The 19,086-nt window shown below is 30.8% G+C and carries 15 protein-coding genes; 14 read left to right on the top strand and 1 reads right to left on the bottom strand.

Annotation, left to right across the window (positions count from 1 at the left end; all coding sequences use genetic code 11):
- The first annotated feature begins 373 nt into the window (after positions 1 to 373).
- From QVZ41_RS03960 to QVZ41_RS03945, 4 genes are all read left to right on the top strand, one after another.
- Complete coding sequence (locus QVZ41_RS03960; RefSeq protein WP_302883248.1) at positions 374 to 1,198, top strand: T9SS type A sorting domain-containing protein; 825 nt, start codon at positions 374 to 376, stop codon at positions 1,196 to 1,198.
- A 115-nt stretch (positions 1,199 to 1,313) separates the two neighbouring features.
- Positions 1,314 to 1,475 (top strand): T9SS type A sorting domain-containing protein, encoded by a 162-nt coding sequence (locus QVZ41_RS03955; protein ID WP_302883247.1) that lies wholly within the window; start codon positions 1,314 to 1,316, stop codon positions 1,473 to 1,475.
- Between the two features lie 113 nt (positions 1,476 to 1,588).
- Positions 1,589 to 2,473: a T9SS type A sorting domain-containing protein gene (locus QVZ41_RS03950; protein WP_302883246.1), complete on the top strand. Its 885-nt coding sequence runs from the start codon at positions 1,589 to 1,591 to the stop codon at positions 2,471 to 2,473.
- 97 nt (positions 2,474 to 2,570) lie between these two features.
- A complete protein-coding gene (locus QVZ41_RS03945) occupies positions 2,571 to 5,837 on the top strand; it encodes a BNR-4 repeat-containing protein (protein ID WP_302883245.1) in 3,267 nt (1,088 codons plus the stop codon).
- 218 nt (positions 5,838 to 6,055) lie between these two features.
- Here the strand turns inward: QVZ41_RS03945 and QVZ41_RS03940 are convergent, their stop codons facing one another.
- A complete protein-coding gene (locus tag QVZ41_RS03940) occupies positions 6,056 to 8,290 on the bottom strand; it encodes a tetratricopeptide repeat protein (RefSeq protein ID WP_302883244.1) in 2,235 nt (744 codons plus the stop codon).
- A gap of 165 nt (positions 8,291 to 8,455) precedes the next feature.
- Between QVZ41_RS03940 and QVZ41_RS03935 the strand changes: the two genes are divergently transcribed.
- The 10 genes from QVZ41_RS03935 to QVZ41_RS03890 all read left to right on the top strand — a co-directional run bounded on the left by QVZ41_RS03935 (position 8,456) and on the right by QVZ41_RS03890 (position 19,084).
- The gene (locus tag QVZ41_RS03935; RefSeq protein WP_302883474.1) at positions 8,456 to 8,890 is read left to right on the top strand and encodes a deoxycytidylate deaminase; all 435 of its coding nucleotides are present in this window, start codon (positions 8,456 to 8,458) and stop codon (positions 8,888 to 8,890) included.
- Positions 8,877 to 10,433, top strand: coding sequence for a S41 family peptidase (locus tag QVZ41_RS03930; protein WP_302883243.1), 1,557 nt, complete (start codon positions 8,877 to 8,879; stop codon positions 10,431 to 10,433). The genes QVZ41_RS03935 and QVZ41_RS03930 overlap by 14 nt, the downstream gene beginning before the upstream one ends.
- Positions 10,433 to 11,185: a UDP-2,3-diacylglucosamine diphosphatase gene (locus QVZ41_RS03925; RefSeq protein WP_302883242.1), complete on the top strand. Its 753-nt coding sequence runs from the start codon at positions 10,433 to 10,435 to the stop codon at positions 11,183 to 11,185. The genes QVZ41_RS03930 and QVZ41_RS03925 overlap by 1 nt, the downstream gene beginning before the upstream one ends.
- Before the next feature lie 162 nt (positions 11,186 to 11,347).
- The gene (locus QVZ41_RS03920; RefSeq protein WP_302883241.1) at positions 11,348 to 12,337 is read left to right on the top strand and encodes an AAA family ATPase; all 990 of its coding nucleotides are present in this window, start codon (positions 11,348 to 11,350) and stop codon (positions 12,335 to 12,337) included.
- 79 nt (positions 12,338 to 12,416) lie between these two features.
- Positions 12,417 to 13,283 carry a DUF58 domain-containing protein gene (locus tag QVZ41_RS03915; protein WP_302883240.1) on the top strand — a complete coding sequence of 289 codons (867 nt, stop codon included), beginning with the start codon at positions 12,417 to 12,419 and terminating at the stop codon, positions 13,281 to 13,283.
- A 1-nt stretch (position 13,284) separates the two neighbouring features.
- Positions 13,285 to 14,226, top strand: coding sequence for a hypothetical protein (locus QVZ41_RS03910; RefSeq protein WP_302883239.1), 942 nt, complete (start codon positions 13,285 to 13,287; stop codon positions 14,224 to 14,226).
- Entirely contained in the window at positions 14,213 to 15,214 is a 1,002-nt protein-coding gene (locus QVZ41_RS03905) for a vWA domain-containing protein (protein WP_302883473.1), read from the top strand. The genes QVZ41_RS03910 and QVZ41_RS03905 overlap by 14 nt, the downstream gene beginning before the upstream one ends.
- A 127-nt stretch (positions 15,215 to 15,341) precedes the next feature.
- Positions 15,342 to 16,382, top strand: coding sequence for a vWA domain-containing protein (locus QVZ41_RS03900; protein WP_302883238.1), 1,041 nt, complete (start codon positions 15,342 to 15,344; stop codon positions 16,380 to 16,382).
- A gap of 1 nt (position 16,383) precedes the next feature.
- Positions 16,384 to 17,205: a tetratricopeptide repeat protein gene (locus tag QVZ41_RS03895; RefSeq protein ID WP_302883237.1), complete on the top strand. Its 822-nt coding sequence runs from the start codon at positions 16,384 to 16,386 to the stop codon at positions 17,203 to 17,205.
- Positions 17,189 to 19,084: a BatD family protein gene (locus QVZ41_RS03890; RefSeq protein ID WP_302883236.1), complete on the top strand. Its 1,896-nt coding sequence runs from the start codon at positions 17,189 to 17,191 to the stop codon at positions 19,082 to 19,084. Before QVZ41_RS03895 ends, QVZ41_RS03890 begins: the two co-directional genes overlap by 17 nt.
- Positions 19,085 to 19,086 lie beyond the last annotated feature (2 nt).

The following is a 19,086-nucleotide window of genomic DNA, read 5'->3' as shown; positions in this document are numbered from 1 at the left end:
TTAGTTGAAATGGATGGAGATTTTACTTATGATATTTATGGTTTTGATGGAAAAAAATAGAATCTGGAGTTGCATAAACTTCTTGTAAAGTTGATCAAAACCTTTTAGCAGGAGTTTATATACTAAAACTAAATAATAGAATTAATAATTATGTATTAATAATAAAACTAATAATAATTTATAACATGAATAAATAAATAGTAAATAATGTGTTTATTTAGAGTATTTACTGTTTAAATTTTAAAATAAGTTAATTACTCTTTTTTTTTATTAATTTGATAACCTTTTGTTTATTTTATTGTGTTAATTTTAATATAAATAATTAAAATATATCATATTATGAAAAAAAATTACACAATTAATTTCAGCAGTAATGCTGTTATTTGCAGTTATGAATGTATCTGCACAAAACTTGATTCCAAACTGGGATGCAAATGGAGCAACTGGAGCAGGAAGTGAAGGAAATATGTGGGGGTTTGCAAGTAATGCTATAAATCCTACATGGGGAGAGGCTAATGGAGGTGGTGTTAGATATCGTGACAACACAACTTTTCCTATAGAAGGTTCTTCAGAGAGTTATACAGGAAGACATTTCTTATATAGATGGGACGGTGGATATGAAGGTAGTATTATGTCTTTAGGTGTTACCTCTAGTACTGGTCAAGGAGCAATTTCATTGGAAGCAGGAAAAGTTTATGAGTTAACAGGATATTATTTATGGTTAAATAATGGTATTGCCCCTACTTATCAATTTTCTTTTTCTGATACCCCTACAGGGACTGCTTTGTCTCCTCAAGAATTTTCACAAACTGAAACAGAAATTTATAAAGAGTTTACTTATTCATTTACGCCTCCAACTACAGGTGATTATTATTTACAATTAACACAAACAAATGGTTTAACTAGTTCTACAGGAGGTATTATCCAATTAGCAAATTTAAATTTAGAAAATACAGGAACTTTAAGTTCTAAAAATATTTCAAATATAAAACCTGAAATATCTTTTAATAATGATGTGTTATCAGTAACAACAAATTCAGCAATAAGTAGTATTACTTTATTTGATATATTAGGTAGATCAGTATTGTCTAATAACAATTCTAGTACAATTAGTATTTCTAGTTTACAGAGTGGAACTTATATTTTACGAGTTACAACAACTTCTGGTGAAGTTCAAGTAGTAAAGTTTGCTAAATAAATTTATATAAGTATTAGATTGATACTTTACTATTCTGTAAGGTGTCAGTCTAATTTTTTTGATAATTAATATTTCAAATATAAAACCTGAAATATCATTTAATAATGATGTGTTATTGGCAACAATAAATTTAGGAATAAGTAGTATTATTACTTTATTTGATGTATTAGGTAGGTTAGTATTGCCTAATAATAATTATAGTACAATTAGTATTTCTAGTTTACAAAGCGGAACTTATATTTTAGTTATTAAAATCTTTTCGTGTGAAGTTCAATAAACAAAGTTTGTTAAATACAATCAATTACCCCCCTTTTTTTTATTAATTTAACAACCTTTAATCTCTTTTTATTACACTAGTTTTAGTGTACTTAATTAAAACATATTTATATTATGAAAAAAATTACACAATTAATTTCAGCAGCAATGCTATTATTTGCAGTTAGTGCTACATCTGCACAAAACTTAATTCCAGATTGGGATGCTAATGGAGCAACCGGAGCGGGTTCTGAGGCAAATAAATGGGGGTTTGGTACATCTAGAGTTGATGCGCCTTGGGGAACAGCTAATGGTGGTGATGTAAGGTATCGAGATAATCAATCTTATACTATTGATGGTACTACACAAACGTATAATGGTAGGTTGTTTTTATATAGATGGGATGGATCTTGGTGGGGATCAGTTATGTCTTTAGGAGTTACTGGAAGTACTGGTCAATCAGGAATTACAATGACTGCAGGAAATACATATACTCTTACAGGATATTATATGTGGTTTAATAATGGTGAAGCTCCAACATATCAATTTTCATACTCTACTACTCCGGATGGTGATGCGCTGAATCCTCAAGATTTTAGTTTAGAGGAAAAAGATAGACATGAAAATAATACTACTAAAGGAGGTTATTATAGTTTTACATATAATTTTACTCCTGATACTAGTGGTGATTATTTTTTTCAAATTAGACAAACATCAGGTGATGGTAGTGCAGCTGGTACTATTATTCAATTGGCAAATTTGAGTTTAGAAGATAAAGGAACTTTAAGTTCTAATAATATTTCAAATATAAAACCTCAAATAGCATTTAATAAAGATGTATTATCAGTAAAAACAAATTCAGGAGTAAGTAATATTACTGTATTCGATATATTAGGTAGATCAGTATTATCTAATAACGATTCTAGTACAATTAGTATTTCTAGCTTACAAAGTGGAACTTATATTTTACGTGTTACAACCATTTCTGGTGAAGTTCAAGTAGTAAAGTTTGCTAAATAATTTTTAAATTATTTTCAATATAAATAGATCGATACTATACATATGTGTCGATCTATTTTATTGTATAAATATACTTAATAGTTCAATTAATTAGATTATGAAACTAAAATTAAAATTATTATTATCAACCTTTATTTTTACATTAGGAATAAATAGTGTTTGTGCACAAAATTTAATTCCAAATTGGAATGCAAATGGATTAACAGGGCCTGGAAGTGAAGGAAATAAATGGGGATTTGCAGCTTCTACAGGTGGTACAGATTGGCAACTTGCAAATGCATTAGGAGTTAGATATAAAGATGTGACTAATATTACTATAGATGGTGGAGGTGCTTTTACAGGAAGAGAGTTTTTGTATCGATGGGAAGGAAGTTATGTAGGTTCTACTATGTCTTTAGGTTTACCAACCAATCCAGGGGTAGACACTGGTCAATCGGGCATTACTTTAGAAGCAGGTAAAGCATATCGTTTTACAGGTTACTATGAGTGGATTAACAATGCTAATAACCCAACTTATGAGTTTTCAATATCAGATGCTCCTGAAGGAGGGAATATTATTACAACAAAAAGTTACTCTATAAGTACTAGAGGAGTTTATTATCCAATTGACATTTATTTTGAACCACCTACAAATGGCGAGTATTACATTCAATTAAAACAAATAAATGGACTTAGTGGTACTCAAGGAGGACTTATTGGCTTGGCAGAATTAAATTTACAAGAAACAGAAATTATAATTCCTCCAACACCATATTTAGCAAGAGGAACAAAAACTTTTACAAATGATGGTACTTGGTGTTGGTTTCAAGATCCAAGAGCATTGTATTATAAAGGTGAAAAAGAACAAACTTATTCGGGTTGGATTACTCACGACGGAAAAATACAAGTTGCAAGTTACAATCATGAAACTGGTGAAATTATTCAAACAACTATTAGAGAAGGTTTTCAAGTAGATGACCATAACAACCCTACTTTTTTGGTAAGAAAAGATGGACGTATTATGGTTAGTTATTCGGGACATTTTTTTGGGCCTATGCGTGTTCTTGTTTCAGAAAATCCAGAAGATATTACTTCTTTTGGACCAGAAGCTACTTTTGGAACAGAGGTTACTTATGCAAATCCATATCAAATAGGAAATGATATTTACATGTTTTATAGAGATGGAAGTAGTTGGCATCCTAGCATTGCTATTTCAAATGATGGTGGATTAACCTGGGGAAGTCCTCAAACATTAATCAAGAGAAATGCTGCTCAAAAAAGACCTTATGTAAGATATATACAAGACAGTCAAGAAGGAGTTCACATTACTTTTACTACTGGTCATCCTAGACAAGAACCATCAAATAAAATTTATTACGTTTATTTTAAAGACAATAAGTTTTATAAAGCGGATGGAACTTTTATAAAGAATTATACTGGTACCTCTAGTGCTTTAGATATTGATGCAGGAGAACCAGAAGTAGTTTATAATGCATCACAAGGAAAAGGTTGGACTTGGGATATTGCTCTTGATAAAAATGAGAAACCTGTTATTTTATATGCAGCTTTCCCGGATGATTATAATCATCATTATTATTATGCAAAATTTGATGGTTCACAGTGGAACAATCATCATATTGTTAATAGTGGAAAATGGTTTCCACAAACACCCTCAGGAGGAACAGAACCTGAACCCAATTATTCAGGAGGTATGAGTTTAGATCCTAATGATATTTCTACGGTTTATTTATCTAAACAAGTAAATGATGTTTTTGAAATTTATAAATATCAAACCCCTGATGATGGAGCAACATGGAAAACAACAGCTATTACAGAAAACACACCAGCCGATGTGATTAATGTAAGACCTGTAGTTCCTAGAAATCATAAACCTGGATCTTTTGATGTTATGTGGATGCGAGGAAAATATATTACTTATCAAAACTACCTTACCTCTATCATGTATTATAGTCCTAAAGATGAATTAAAATACTATGATTTTGGAACAGAAAATTCTGCGTTAGATACAGATGCTTTAAGAGTAACAAATTCTAATGTTTATGCTAATGATTATGGATTTATAAATATAACAGGTTTAACAGCTGTAGATGATTCACAAACAAATAAAGCAGAAACAGATTATGTTAGTGGTACAAATACAGCCATATTTAAACAAAAATTATTTAATGGTACCTATAGTATAACAGTTGTACAAGGAACCAATACAACAGCTCTGAGCGGTCAAATGATAAGAGCTAATGGTGTAGAAGTTTTATCTAATGGTAGTTCTAATATTGGAGAATGGACCACACACACGTTTGATGTAGAGGTAACAAATGGGGTATTAGAGTTGGAGTTTAGTAATTCAAATTCTGGAAATCCTTGGGTAATAAATAGTTTATTAATTGATACTAAAGAGTTAAAAGTTAGTAATATAAATATTAAAGAAGAAAATGTCTTAGTAAATGAATTGGATGTTGTTCAATTACATTTTACAACTTCTCCAGTAGAAATTTCTTCAGAGAATGTTACTTGGTCTAGTGATGATGAAAACATAGCGACTGTAGATTCAAATGGATTGGTTACAGCAGTATCTTCAGGTTCTACTACTATTTATGCAAGTCTAAGTAATGGTAATCTTATAGGTTCTTGTATTGTAAATGTAAATGCTATTATTCCTTTAGCAAATGATACCACATTTGATTTTGGGACACAATCTTCTCCCTTAATGCCAAACGCTATAAGAATTCATGAGTCTAGTCAATTAAATCAATCTTATGGTTGGATTACCACTAATGGAATTTTATCAAGAGATAGAGGAAGTTCTTCAAACACGCCTAATCTAGACTTTGTATTATCATCTGAGAATAAAGAATTTCAAGTTTATTTAGAGAACGGAGTTTATAGAATTACAACAACTCACGGTGATAGTGATTATGCCCACGATAAAATGTTTATTGCTGCCAATAATGAAAGTGCTGTGGCAGATTTTTCTAGTGAAACAGGTAATTATATAATCAATGAATTTGAAGTAACTGTTACTAATAAAAAATTAGTGTTAAAAATTGGGGATAATGGAGGAAGTGATGTAAACTGGGTATGGAATACCTTAAAAATAGAAAGAACGGGTGATCTTAGTGTCAATCGTTTAGACTCTGAGGCTTTTAAAATTCATCCAAATCCTGTAAGTGATGTTCTGACTCTACAAAATATAAACAATTACAATATTTTAAAAATTGAGATTTATTCTGTGATGGGTAAAAAAGTTTTAGAAAATAAGAATATTCAACCTATAGATGTTTCTAACTTAGAAAAAGGGGTTTATATTTTAAAGATATACACAAACAATAATTCAATTGCTGTAAAACGTTTTATTAAAAACTAAATAAGTTAGCTATATTAAAAAAAGCCTCTGAATTTTCAGAGGCTTTTTTTATAATTAAAACTTATGCTTTTTCAAAATCCTAAACCATGGATTGTGTTGGTTTTTATTCATATAATTAATAGCATTCATTCTTTTTCTTGCAAACCAAACAAAGGCTTTAGTAGAACAAAAAATAATTCCTAAAACTAAAAAAGTAAACAATAATTCAAGTAGCATTCTTATTGATTTAAAATATTGTAAAAGTTTTGATATTGTTGATTTAGCGGAGCAATTTCAATAAGTTTTTTAGCGTATTTTTTAGCTTTTTCTATCTCATTATTTTCCTTATAAATATATGCCATCAGATAAATTAAATCAGTATTGTTAGCGCTTCTTTTTAATTGAGTGTTTAAAACAGAAATGGCATTTTTAGTTTGTTTGTTTTGAAAATATAACAAAGCTAAATTGTAAGCAATTCTATCATTTTCTGGCAAATATCCAATAGCTTTTTGTAGTTGAACAATAGCTTCTTTAGGTCTCCCTAATTCGTTTAACAACAAACCGTAATCATAATTAGTCAATCCAAAACCAGGTTCTTGTTCTAAAATGGTTTTATAAGCTTCTTCAGATTTTTGATAATCTTTAACTTGATAGTATAAATTAGCTAAAGTAGTTCTTACAATATTATTGGTAATATCTATTTTAAGAGCATCTTCTAAAGTGCTAATAGCACTCTGTATTTTTCCGGTATTGAGATAATATTGTGCACGTTTCATTCTACCACCAGAAAACTCTCCTGTAGCCTTTAAATGATTCGCAAATTCAATTTTAACCTTTTCGTAAACATCTCTATATTCCTTAGGTATTTTAGAGTAGGGAATGCTGCTTAAAGCAAAAAAAGCTTTTACTCTTACAGCTGTTTTATCATCTTTTAATAAAGGTAAAAGTACTTTATAATTATCTGCTCCTAATTTTAAATCAAATAACAAATCTGCGGTTGCTCCTTTTACTAATGGAGATTTATCCTTTAAAAATTTTAAGACTTCCGATACATTAATTTGTCCAGCATAATTTCTTAGGTTTGACACTGCAGAAGCCCTAGCCATATTAGGGTAAATGGTATCATGAGCCAACAGCATTAAACTATCTCTTCCTCCTATTGTACCCGTAATTCCTGGAGCTAATTTATCAGAAAAATGATTTTTTTTAGGTTCTCCATATAACTTTACAAAATTTTCATAAGCCCATTGGTCGTCTTTGTCTTTATGACATCCAACACATGCATTTGGTGTTCCATATTTGATACTTAAATCAGGTCTTGGAATTCTAAAACTATGGTCACGTCTAAAATCATTTCCCATATAATATTTTCCAGGCATGTGACAGTTAATACACATGGCTTCTTTTGTTCCCATTTTGTGTTTGTGATGACTTTCTACATTAAAAGTAGCTCCGTCATGACATTGCATACAAAGTCTATTATCATCAAATTTACGCTTGGTAGAGTGTGGATTGTGACAATCTTTACAACTTACCCCGTTATGATACATTTTACTTTGTATAAAAGATCCATATACATAGTCTTCATCTAAAATTTGACCATCGGCATGATAAATATCTTTGGTAATGAATTGAGGAAAATAATGATCTAAAAAAGTACCCTGTGGTGTGTGAAATAAAGTAATGTTTTCTCTTCTAGCATGGCAACGAGCACAGGCATCAACTAATTCTTTAGAATCTAAACCAACCATTTGCATGGTACCATCATTTTTATAATCACTTCCTTTTTTTAAAGCATTTTCAACATGCTTTTTTCCGGGTCCGTGACAAGCTTCACAACTTACATTGATAATGGCATAATTGGTATCATAACTATGATTTTTTTCGTTGTAGTTTTTCTTTACGTTGGTACTGTGGCAATCTGCACACATGGTATTCCAGTTCAGTCCTCCTCTACTCCAATGCAGCCACTCTTTATGAACTACTTTAAAATCTGGATACAAATCAAACCATTTATTTTTTTTAGTGTTAAAAGCAGTTCTTAAACATTGATATTGACCATCAGGAAACAACACAATATATTGCTGTAAAGGTGTAAAACCAAAAGTGTAAATTATTTCATAATCATGATTTTTACCATCACGTCCTTCCGTATTCACATAAAATTTTCCTTCTTTTTGAAAAAAAGTAGAAGTGACTCCTTGACTTTTAAAAACTTCTCCATTAAAAGGAGCAATAATTGTTTGTCTATTGGCTTTTTGCATCGACTTGTCATGGTGTGAACCTTCCCAATCTTTAAATTGAGTTGCATGACATTCTTTACATTTTTGACTTCCTACATAGTGTTTGTTAGGAATACTATCCGTACTGGTAAAAATAGCATTAGGATCTATTTTTTTATAAGCGTTCTCTTCTTTCGGTTTACAAGAAACTAGGCATATAATCAGGTTAGTAAATAAAAATAGTTGTTTCAAAAAGGTAGTTACTTTTAAAAATTTAAAACAGTTGTAGTGTTTTTTATTTTATAGATTTGTTAGCATTACAATATTATCCATTTATATCTAACTTTTTGTTAAGTTGTATTAATAAGATACTATTTTTGTACCAAATACTTTTAAAAAAAGGTTGATATGATTTCTATGTTGGATGAAAAACAATTAAAATATGATACTGCATATTTAAGAATGGCTTTTGAATGGGCAAAATTATCTCATTGTAAAAGAAAACAAGTGGGGGCTATTATTGTAAAAGATAGAATGATTATTTCTGATGGATATAATGGGACTCCTACAGGTTTTGAAAATTGTTGTGAAGATGATAATTATGATACCAAATGGACAGTATTACATGCTGAAGCTAACGCAATTTTAAAAGTAGCTTCCTCTACCCAATCTACCAAAGACGCTACTTTATACATTACCTTATCTCCTTGTAAGGATTGTAGTAAATTAATCCATCAATCTGGAATTAATAGAGTAGTTTACGCAAAAGAATACAAAGACACAACTGGGATTGATTTTTTAAGAAAAGCAGGTGTTGAATTATTGAAATTAGATATTGATGAAACAAAGTAATAACCTTCCACTATTTATTGGAATTTCTATCGCCTTAGGAATTATTATAGGTAGTTTTTTTAATGTAAAAAATACAGGAACTTTTTATCCTGTTGGTTCAAATACAGGAAATAGTAAGTTAAATACTGTCCTAAAATTTATTGAAAGCGAATATGTAGATGATGTTGATGCTGAAAAAATTACTGATGAAGTTATTTCTGATCTTTTAGATAGGTTAGACCCCCACTCTACTTATATTCCTAAAGAAATTCAGGCTTACACTCAAGAAACTATGAATGGAAATTTTGTAGGAATTGGTGTTCAATTTAGGTTAGAAAAAGACACCGTGGTGGTGGTAAAAGTTATACCTGATGGACCAAGTTTAAAGGCAGGTCTTAGAGCTGGCGATAGAATAATTATGGCCGATAAAGATACTTTATACGGAAAAGACATTACCACAGATGATGTAGTTTCTAAATTAAAAGGAGAAGATAAAAGCCAAGTATTGGTTAAAGTTTTTAGGCCAGGAAATGATAAAGTAATTGATTTTAATATCACCAGAGGTAACGTTGCTATAAAAAGTGTTCCTGTTTCTTTTAAAGTAACTGATAGTTTGGGATATATTAAATTGGTTCGTTTTGCCAAGACTTCGTATGATGAGTTTAAAGCTGCTTTAGACAAATTACAAGAACAAGGAATTAAAGATTTAATTCTTGATTTAAGAGGAAATCCTGGAGGCTACATGCATATAGCCGATCAAATTTCGGATGAATTTTTAGCCGATGGACAACTAATTGTATATACTAAAAATAAAAAAGGTCGTCAAAAAAATAATGTAGCCACAAGTAAAGGTTCTTTTGAAAAAGGTCATGTTTACGTATTGGTTGATGAAAATTCAGCTTCTGCAAGTGAAATTGTTTCAGGTGCTTTACAAGATAATGACAGAGGAACTATTATTGGACGTAGAACTTTTGGAAAAGGTTTGGTACAACAAGAATTAGATTTTAACGATGGTTCTGCTATGAGATTAACCATTGCTAGGTACTACACTCCTACTGGGCGTTCTATTCAAAAACCTTATGGAGATATTGATACTTATGAGAATGAAGTGATGAGCAGGTACAAAAATGGAGAATTGTTTTATAGAGACAGTATCAAGGTGATAGATTCTTTAAAATACACCACACCTAAAGGAAAAGTAGTTTATGGTGGTGGCGGAATTACTCCCGATGTTTTTATTCCTTTAGACACGCTTAATGGGGTTAATTATTATGAATTAAATCTTATCAATAATTTTGTTTATAGTTATATAGATGGCCATAGAGAGGATTTAAAAGGGTTTAACGAAAATAATTTCATCAAAGATTTTAAAATTACCCCAAACATTAAAAACGAATTTAATAAATACATAGCTCCTTATAAGTTTAGCAATCAAGAATTAGTAGATGATTTGTTAAAAGAAAATTTTGCAAGTAATTTAATAAATGATAAAGTTTACTATATGTTGACTCAGAAAAGAGATCCTTATATTTCAAAAGTCATAGCTTTAGAACAAAATCAATAATGTTGAGTAATAAGAAAATCTACTTTGCTTCCGATCAACACTTTGGAGCAGAAAGTTCCGAAAAAAGTTTACCAAGAGAAAAAATATTTGTTTCTTGGTTAGATTCCATTAAGAATGATGCAGAAACCCTGTTTTTATTAGGAGATTTGTTTGATTTTTGGTTTGAATACAAATATGTAGTTCCTAAAGGTTTTGTAAGGGTTTTAGGAAAATTAGCAGAACTAAAAGATGCAGGAGTTGACATTCATTTCTTTGTAGGTAATCATGATTTATGGATGAAAGATTATTTTGAAAAAGAATTAAACATTCCTGTATATCATGAGCCTAAAGAATTTACATTACAAGGAAAAACATTTTTAATTGGCCATGGAGATGGTTTAGGCCCTGGAGATAAAGGTTATAAATTCATTAAAAAAATATTTACAAATCCAATTTGTAATTGGTTGTTTAGATGGCTGCATCCCGATGTTGGAATGTCATTTGCCATGTATTTATCTAGAGAAAACAAAGCAGTTTCAGGAGCAGAAGATGTTCATTTTTTAGGAGAAGACAAAGAATATTTAATCCTATTCTGTAAAGAAATTTTACAACAAAAGCACTACGATTATTTTATCTTTGGTCACCGCCACTTACCCATGATTTATGATTTGCCACAAAATTCAAAATATGTAAACACTGGAGATTGGATCACCTATTTTACATATGGAGAATTAATAAATGGAACCTTTGAAATTAAAAAGTTCTTAAAATAATTTCTTATTATTGTAACAACACTATTAAAAAAGTCAAGATTATTTCTTGACTTTTTTGTTTTTTTTTAAAATCTGTCAAATTTACTTAATTGAGTTCAATGTTGTATTTTGGTACACAAATTGATTGCAAACAACTGTATTAAGAATAAAACCTTATAAATAATGGAAGTAGACGTAAGAGCTATCAGCGAAAAAATCGAAAGAGAAAGTGCATTTGTGGATTTATTGTCCATGGAAATGAACAAAGTTATTGTGGGTCAAAAACACATGATTGACCGGTTGTTGATTGGTTTGCTAGGGAACGGACATATTTTATTAGAAGGAGTTCCTGGTTTGGCAAAAACATTGGCCATTAATACGCTAGCAAAAGCCGTTGATGGTGCGTTTAGTAGAATTCAGTTTACCCCAGATTTATTACCAGCCGATGTAGTAGGAACCATGATTTATAACATGAAGCAGAATGACTTCATAATTAAGAAAGGTCCTATTTTCGCAAATTTTGTATTGGCAGATGAGATCAACCGTGCTCCTGCAAAGGTACAATCAGCATTGTTAGAAGCCATGCAAGAGCGTCAAATTACCATTGGTGATGAAACATTTAAGTTAGATGAACCTTTCTTGGTAATGGCAACTCAAAACCCAGTAGATCAAGAAGGAACTTATACTCTACCAGAGGCACAGGTAGACCGTTTTATGCTTAAGGTTGTAATTGATTATCCTAAGTTAGAAGAGGAGCAAATCATTATGAGAGCAAATTTAACAGGAGCTTATGAAAAAGTAAATCCTGTAGTTTCTTTAGAGCAAATTAGAAAAGCTCGTGAAGTAGTGCAAGAAGTTTACATGGATGAGAAAATTGAGAAATATATCCTTGATTTGGTATTTGCTACTCGTTACCCAGAAAAATATGGATTAGAAAATTTAAAAGGATTGATTTCTTTTGGAGCTTCTCCTCGTGGTAGTATTTCATTAGCCAAAGCCGCTAAATGTCATGCTTTTATCAAACGTAGAGGATATGTAATTCCCGAAGATGTGAGAGCGGTTGTGTTAGATATTTTACGTCACCGTATCGGAATTACTTATGAAGCTGAAGCAGAAAATGTAACTGCCGAAGACATCGTAAATCAAATAGTAAACGTAGTAGAAGTACCTTAAATCTAGTACAGAGTATAAAGTATTAAGTACAAAGTAAGGTACTCAATACTCAGTACTCAGTACTCAGTACTAAAAATATATGGATACCAAAGAAATCTTAAAAAAAGTAAGAAAAATTGAGATCAAGACACGTCGTTTGTCCGATCATATTTTTTCAGGAGAATATCACAGTTCTTTTAAAGGACGTGGTATGACTTTTAGTGAGGTAAAACAATATCAGTTTGGTGATGATATCCGTAGCATAGATTGGAACGTAACAGCGCGTTATAACGAGCCTTATGTAAAAGTTTTTGAAGAAGAACGTGAACTAACCATGATGTTAATGGTAGATATTAGTGGTTCTGGAAACTTTGGAACAAAAGAGCAATTTAAAAGAGAAACACTTACAGAAATTGCTGCTACCATGGCTTTTTCAGCCATTCAAAATAATGACAAAGTAGGTTTGTTACTTTTTTCTGATGAGGTTGAACTATATATTCCACCAAAAAAAGGAAAAAGTCACGTGTTGCGTATCATTAGAGAAATGATAGAGTTTGAGCCTAAAAGCCAAAAAACAAATATCAACACGGCATTAAAATACATGTCCAATGTATTAAAGAAAAAAGCGATTGTTTTTATACTGTCTGATTTTATGGATGACGGTTATGAACAAACGCTAAAAATTGTAGCCAACAAACACGATGTTACTGGAATTAGAATTTACGATCAGTTTGATGAAGCTTTACCAAAAATTGGATTGGTTCCTATGGTAGATGCAGAATCTGGACAAACAACCTTAGTAAATACCTCTTCTAAAAGAGTAAGAAATCAATACCAGCAACAATTTTTACATTGGAAACATAATTTTGAAAACGCTTTTAAAAAGAGTGGTGCAGGCGTATTAAGCAGTCGTGTAGAAGAAAATTACGTAAAGAAATTATTGACGTATTTTAAACAACGAGGGTAAAATGAAATATATCATTACAAGTCTTTTTTTATGTATCGGTTTTGCTGTGATGGCACAAAATAATCCATCAGTAAGTGTAAAAATAGATACTACAAATATTAAAATAGGAGAACAGGTTGCTTATACAATTTCAACTCCAAACCATAAAAAAGTCATCTTCCCAAAACTAGAAAACCTCGATAGTTTAGTGGTTGCAGAAGAATTTACGGTAGATACTATTCAGGATAGATTGTATAAAAAGTATTTAATTACGGGTTTTGATAGTGGTGCTTTTTATATTAAAAAGCAACAAGTTTTTATTGATTCAAAAGCTTATTTTACTGATTCTTTATTGATAAACGTTGCAACCATTCCTGTAGACACCGTAAAATTAGCTAAGTATTATGCCGTTAAAGGTTTAGAAAAAGAAGATTACACTTTGGCTGAGTGGTGGTATCGCATTAAAAATTATGTATATGTTGGGTTGGCGGTTATTGCTTTTATGGTTGGATTGTACTTTTTGTTCCGTAATAAAAAAGAACCTGTTAAAGTTAAAAAAGTTGTCATTCCTCCATACATAGAAGCAACCAAAGAGTTAAAAAACCTAGAACAAAAGCAATTATGGCAAAACAACAAGGTTAAAGAATATTATTCTGAATTAACAGATATTGTTAGAAAATATATTGGTAATGAGTTGCTTGTTCAAGCTTTAGAAACTACTACTGAGGAGTTAATGAGCTTGTTAATCAACGAAAACAAACAACAAAAATTAGGCTTAGATAAGGATACTTTGGAAAATTTAAGAGACTTATTGTCTCAAGCAGATTTTGTAAAGTTTGCAAAACAAAAACCTATTGAAATGGAAATTAAAGCACATCAATCCAATGCGTCTAGAATTATAGAAACCATACACAAATTAGTAGAATCTAAAAAGCAAGAAGTAAAAGATGATGAACAGCAGTAATTTTGAATTTACACAACCCGCTTTTTTATGGTTATTAATCATCATTCCTATTTTAGCGTTTTGGTTGTATATCAGTAGAAATAGAAATCAAGCTAAACTTTCCATGGCATCAACAAAAGCGATGCAATCACCTGGAATTTATAATTATCTCTACAGAGCTTTATGGGTTTTTAGGCTGTTAGCATTAGCCTTGTTAATTGTTGCCTTAGCAAGACCAAGAAATGTAGGGGTTACCACCAAAAGCAAAAAAAACAGAGGAATTGATATTGTAATGGCAACCGATGTTTCTGGATCTATGTTGGCAAGAGATTTAAAACCAAACAGATTAGAAGCTTTAAAAGAAGTTGCTGAAGATTTTGTAGACAAACGACCTAATGATAGAATTGGAATTGTGGTTTATGCAGGAGAAAGTTACACCAAAACACCTATTACTACAGATAAATCTATTGTAAAAAGAACTATTGAATCTATAGAATATGGAGGTATTCAAGATGGTACAGCTATTGGAATGGGATTGGGCTCTGCTGTGAATAGATTAAAAGAAAGTACAGCAAAAAGTAAGGTGATTATTTTACTTACTGATGGAGTAAATACTGCGGGTTCTGTAGATCCTAAACTAGCAACAGAATTGGCAAAAGGTTTAGGAATTAAAGTATACACCATTGGTATTGGAACCAACGGAATGGCAGAAATGCCTTATGCTCAAGATTACAATGGTAATTTCATATATAAGCCAATGAAAGTAGAAATTGATGAAAAGTTACTGACTTATATTGCTGAAGAAACAGGCGGGAGATATTTTAGAGCAACTTCAAATAATAAGTTAAAAACCATTTATGAAGAGATTGATAAATTGGAAAAAACAGTGATTGAAGATATTAAATACTATAATTACGATGAGTTGTATAGAAATTTAGTTATTGCTGCTTTACTCTTGTTAGTCATAGAGTATTTATTAAAAAACACATTGTTTAAAAGCTTTATATAAAAAAGTATCAAGTTATAAAGACAGAAAGTTTTAAAAGATAGAGAGAAAGACTAGATTGTTTAATACGTTTATGATAACATCAACAACTTTATAAACTTTGGTCTTTCGAACTTTATAAACATAAATTATGCAGAGATTAGAAGAACCTATATATTTTTATGCATTGGCAATAATTCCTTTATTGTTACTTGTTTTGTTGTTTAAATTTTGGTGGCAAAAAAGAACTCAAAAGGCGTTTGCAAACGTTTATTTAATTCAAAAATTAGCTCCTGATTATTCAACTTTTAAAGCCACTATTAAGTGGTTGTTTTTGGCTTTAAGCATTACTTTTTTAGTTGTTGCTTTGGTTAATCCTAAAATAGGAACCAAGTTAGAAACGGTAAAAAGAGAAGGTGTTGATATTGTTTTTGCATTAGACGTTTCTAAAAGTATGTTGGCAGAAGACATTGCCCCAAATAGGTTAGAAAAAGCGAAGCAAATTATATCTAAAACCATAGATCAACTAGGAAGTGATAGAGTTGGAGTAATTATCTATGCAGGAAATGCTTATCCTCTATTACCTATTACTACCGACCAATCTGCTGCTAGATTGTTCTTAAAAAATGCCTCTCCAGATATGGTTTCTAGTCAAGGAACGGCTATTAATGATGCCTTAAATTTGGCCAAAACTTATTATGATAATGATGAACAAACCAATAAATATTTAGTCATTTTATCTGATGGAGAAGATCACGAAGAAAATACAATTGATAAAGCTAAAGAGCTAGATGAAGAAGGAATTAAAGTCATCACCATTGGTATTGGAACCGAAAAAGGAGGAGTCATTCCAGATATGATTAATGGATATCAAAAAGGATTAAAAAAAGATAAAAACGGTGAAGTGGTCATCACCCAAAGACATGTAAAAGTGTTGCAAGAAATTGCACAAACGGCCAACGGTTTTTATGTAGATGGAAACAAAACATCAAACTCTGTAAATAAAATTATGGAGGTATTGTCTAAAGCCAAAAAAACTGAATTTGAGTCTAAGCAATTTTCAGAATATAAAAGTCAGTTCCAATGGTTTATTGGCATAGGAATTTTTTGGTTGGTGCTAGATATGTTTGTGTTTGAAAAGAAAACCAAATGGGTAAAGAGTATAAACTTGTTTAACGAAAAAGAGGAATAAAATGAAAAAGTTATGGATGTTGTTTTTTGCCATCACAACGTTTTCATCTTTTGCGCAAGAAGATGCAGGACTTCCTAAAGAGAAGTTATACGAAGCAAGAAAACAATTAAGAGAGGGTAATGAATTGTATAAAAAAAACAAACTTGATGATGCAGCCATTGCTTATCAAAAAAGTTTAGCCGAAGATGGAACTTATTATAAAGGTGCTTACAACTTAGGGAATGCTTATTTTCAGCAAAAAAAATACAAAGAAGCTGCTGAGCAATATCAATTGGCAAATAAATTGGCCAAAACCAAACAAGATAAAGCTAAAACTAGTGAGTTGATAGGCGATACTTTTAAAAAACAAAACGAGTTAGAAAAAGCATTAGAAGCTTATAAACAAGCCTTGTTAAAAAATCCTGAGGATGATATTTTACGTCAAAAATTTGTGGCGGCTATGAAAGCAAAACAAAAACAAGATCAGCAAAATAAAGACAATAAAGATAAAAACAAAGACAAGGACAACAAAGACGATAAAAAAGACAAAGGAGACAATAAGGATAAAAATAAAGACCAAAATAAAAAGGACGATAAAGGCGACAAGGATAAAAACAACGATAATAAAAAAGATGGAGAAAATCCTGAAGATAAAAAAGACCAAGGAGACAAGAGCAAGGATGAAAAACAACAACAGCCTGCTCAACCAAAAGAGTCTAAATTATCCCCTGAACAAATTCAGCAATTGTTAGAGTCTATGAATAATGAAGAGCAAAAAACTCAGAAAAAAGTAAATGCTCAAAAGGTCAATGCAAAAGAGAATAATAATGAAAAGGATTGGTAGTTTGAGAGTATCAAGTACAAAGTACCAAGTACAAAGTATGGGATTAAAAGAGTTAATTGTAAAAAGTATACAATACCAATTACAAGGTTTAACATCTAATTGTCTCAACCCTTTTTACTTTTTACTTTTTACTTTTTTTGTAACAACATTTGGTTTTAGTCAAGTTGAATTAACAGCAAGAACAAGTAAAAAAACACTTGGAGAAAATCAAAGATTTAGGTTAGAGTACAACATTAACAACCAAGAGGCAGACAACTTTAAACTACCCAATTTTAAAAATTTTAAAGTAGTTCAAGGCCCAAGTCAATCGGTTAGTAATTCCTATTCTATCATCAATGGAAAAGCACAAAGTACATTTTCTAAAACCTATTCTTATATTTTAGAACCTATAGGCAAAGGAACGTTTACTTTGGAGCCAGCAAGTATTGAATATCAAGGAAAAAAAATAGAATCTAATACCATTACAGTTCATGTAGTTGATGCGGTAGATTTACCAAAAGATCCTAACGATCCTAATTATATTGCAAGTCAAAACATAAAAATGGTCGTTACTATTTCTGATGAAAATCCTTATGTAGGAGAGCCTATTTATGCAGAATATCGTTTGTATGTAAATCAATTAGCCATCAATAGTTTTGATGTAGATACACCGCCAAATTATGAAGGATTTTGGAGTCAAGTTTTAGACAATAAAAATCCTCAGTTTCAAGATGGAAAATACAAAGGTGAAATGTGGAAATATGCTGTTTTACACAAAGTAGTTTTAATTCCGCAAAGAAATGGAGAATTAACGGTAAACCCAATGTCTGCCGATTTAGTGGTTGGAGTTCCTACAGGAAGAGGAGATTTTTTCGGAAACATGATTACCAGAAATGTGAGTCAAAGACTGGTTTCTGATAAAAAAATCATCAAAGTAAAGTCTTTACCACTAGAAGGAAAACCTCTTGATTTTACGGGAGCTGTGGGAGATTATTCTTATGAAGTTAACACAAGTAGATCTGTCTTTAAAGCTAATGAATCTGCGCAAATAAAAGTAAAAGTTTCAGGTAAAGGAAACTTAAAATTATTTGAATTACCAAACATTGTTACACCAAAGGAGTTAGAAGTTTATGATCCAGAACGTAAAGAGCAAGTTACGGTAACTACTACTGGTTTAACAGGTAGCATACAAAATGATTACACTGTGGTTCCTCAATTTAAAGGTAAATTTAAAGTTCCAGCAACTTCATTCAGTTACTTTAATCCTACCGATAAAAAATATCATACAATTACTTCAGATGAAATTTTATTAGATGTTACCGAAGGAAAAGATTTGGCAACTAGTTTAGGAGCAGATTACAGCAACGGAGCGTTAAAACAAACCGTTAAAGCTACTGGAAACGATTTTAGATATGTACATACTTCTACCGTTTTAGAGCCTATTGAAAAATCGGAGTTTTACAAAACCAAGTTGTTTTATATATTGTTATTATTACCATTGGTTATATTGCCATTAGGCGTTTTTACATCAAAAAAACAAAGAGAGTTAAGTAGAGACATCAGTCGAAATAAGTTAAGAAAAGCAGATAAATTGACTAAAAAATATTTAGCAAGTGCTAAAAAAGAATTAGGGAACAAAACCACCTTTTATAGTTCTTTAGAAAAAGCATTACATAATTATTTAAAAGCCAAATTACAGGTAGAAACTACTGATATTAGTAAAGATAGCATTGCAGAAATGTTAACTAAAAAAGAAGTTTCTAAAGAGGCTATTACTCAATTTATTGAGGTGTTTAGTGCTTGTGAATTTGCAAGATATGCCGCTTCATCTGATGAAAAGATGAAAGAAGATTTTGACAAAGCAAAACAGGCCATCACAGAATTAGATAAGAATTTATAAAA

The organism is Wenyingzhuangia gilva (assembly GCF_030519655.1).
GTDB classification, from domain to species: domain Bacteria; phylum Bacteroidota; class Bacteroidia; order Flavobacteriales; family Flavobacteriaceae; genus Wenyingzhuangia; species Wenyingzhuangia gilva.
The sequence above is the reverse complement of the archived record's forward strand: the minus strand, read 5'-3'. Positions and strand labels throughout refer to the sequence as shown.

Excerpts from the sequence above, each read along its gene's own strand:
- QVZ41_RS03960 (WP_302883248.1), top strand. The coding sequence starts at position 374 with ATGCTGTTATTTGCAGTTATGAATGTATCTGCACAAAACTTGATTCCA.
- QVZ41_RS03950 (WP_302883246.1), top strand. The coding sequence starts at position 1,589 with ATGAAAAAAATTACACAATTAATTTCAGCAGCAATGCTATTATTTGCA.
- QVZ41_RS03945 (WP_302883245.1), top strand. The coding sequence starts at position 2,571 with ATGAAACTAAAATTAAAATTATTATTATCAACCTTTATTTTTACATTA.
- QVZ41_RS03935 (WP_302883474.1), top strand. The coding sequence starts at position 8,456 with ATGTTGGATGAAAAACAATTAAAATATGATACTGCATATTTAAGAATG.
- QVZ41_RS03930 (WP_302883243.1), top strand. The coding sequence starts at position 8,877 with ATGAAACAAAGTAATAACCTTCCACTATTTATTGGAATTTCTATCGCC.
- QVZ41_RS03925 (WP_302883242.1), top strand. The coding sequence starts at position 10,433 with ATGTTGAGTAATAAGAAAATCTACTTTGCTTCCGATCAACACTTTGGA.
- QVZ41_RS03920 (WP_302883241.1), top strand. The coding sequence starts at position 11,348 with ATGGAAGTAGACGTAAGAGCTATCAGCGAAAAAATCGAAAGAGAAAGT.
- QVZ41_RS03915 (WP_302883240.1), top strand. The coding sequence starts at position 12,417 with ATGGATACCAAAGAAATCTTAAAAAAAGTAAGAAAAATTGAGATCAAG.
- QVZ41_RS03910 (WP_302883239.1), top strand. The coding sequence starts at position 13,285 with ATGAAATATATCATTACAAGTCTTTTTTTATGTATCGGTTTTGCTGTG.
- QVZ41_RS03905 (WP_302883473.1), top strand. The coding sequence starts at position 14,213 with ATGAACAGCAGTAATTTTGAATTTACACAACCCGCTTTTTTATGGTTA.
- QVZ41_RS03900 (WP_302883238.1), top strand. The coding sequence starts at position 15,342 with ATGCAGAGATTAGAAGAACCTATATATTTTTATGCATTGGCAATAATT.
- QVZ41_RS03895 (WP_302883237.1), top strand. The coding sequence starts at position 16,384 with ATGAAAAAGTTATGGATGTTGTTTTTTGCCATCACAACGTTTTCATCT.
- QVZ41_RS03890 (WP_302883236.1), top strand. The coding sequence starts at position 17,189 with ATGAAAAGGATTGGTAGTTTGAGAGTATCAAGTACAAAGTACCAAGTA.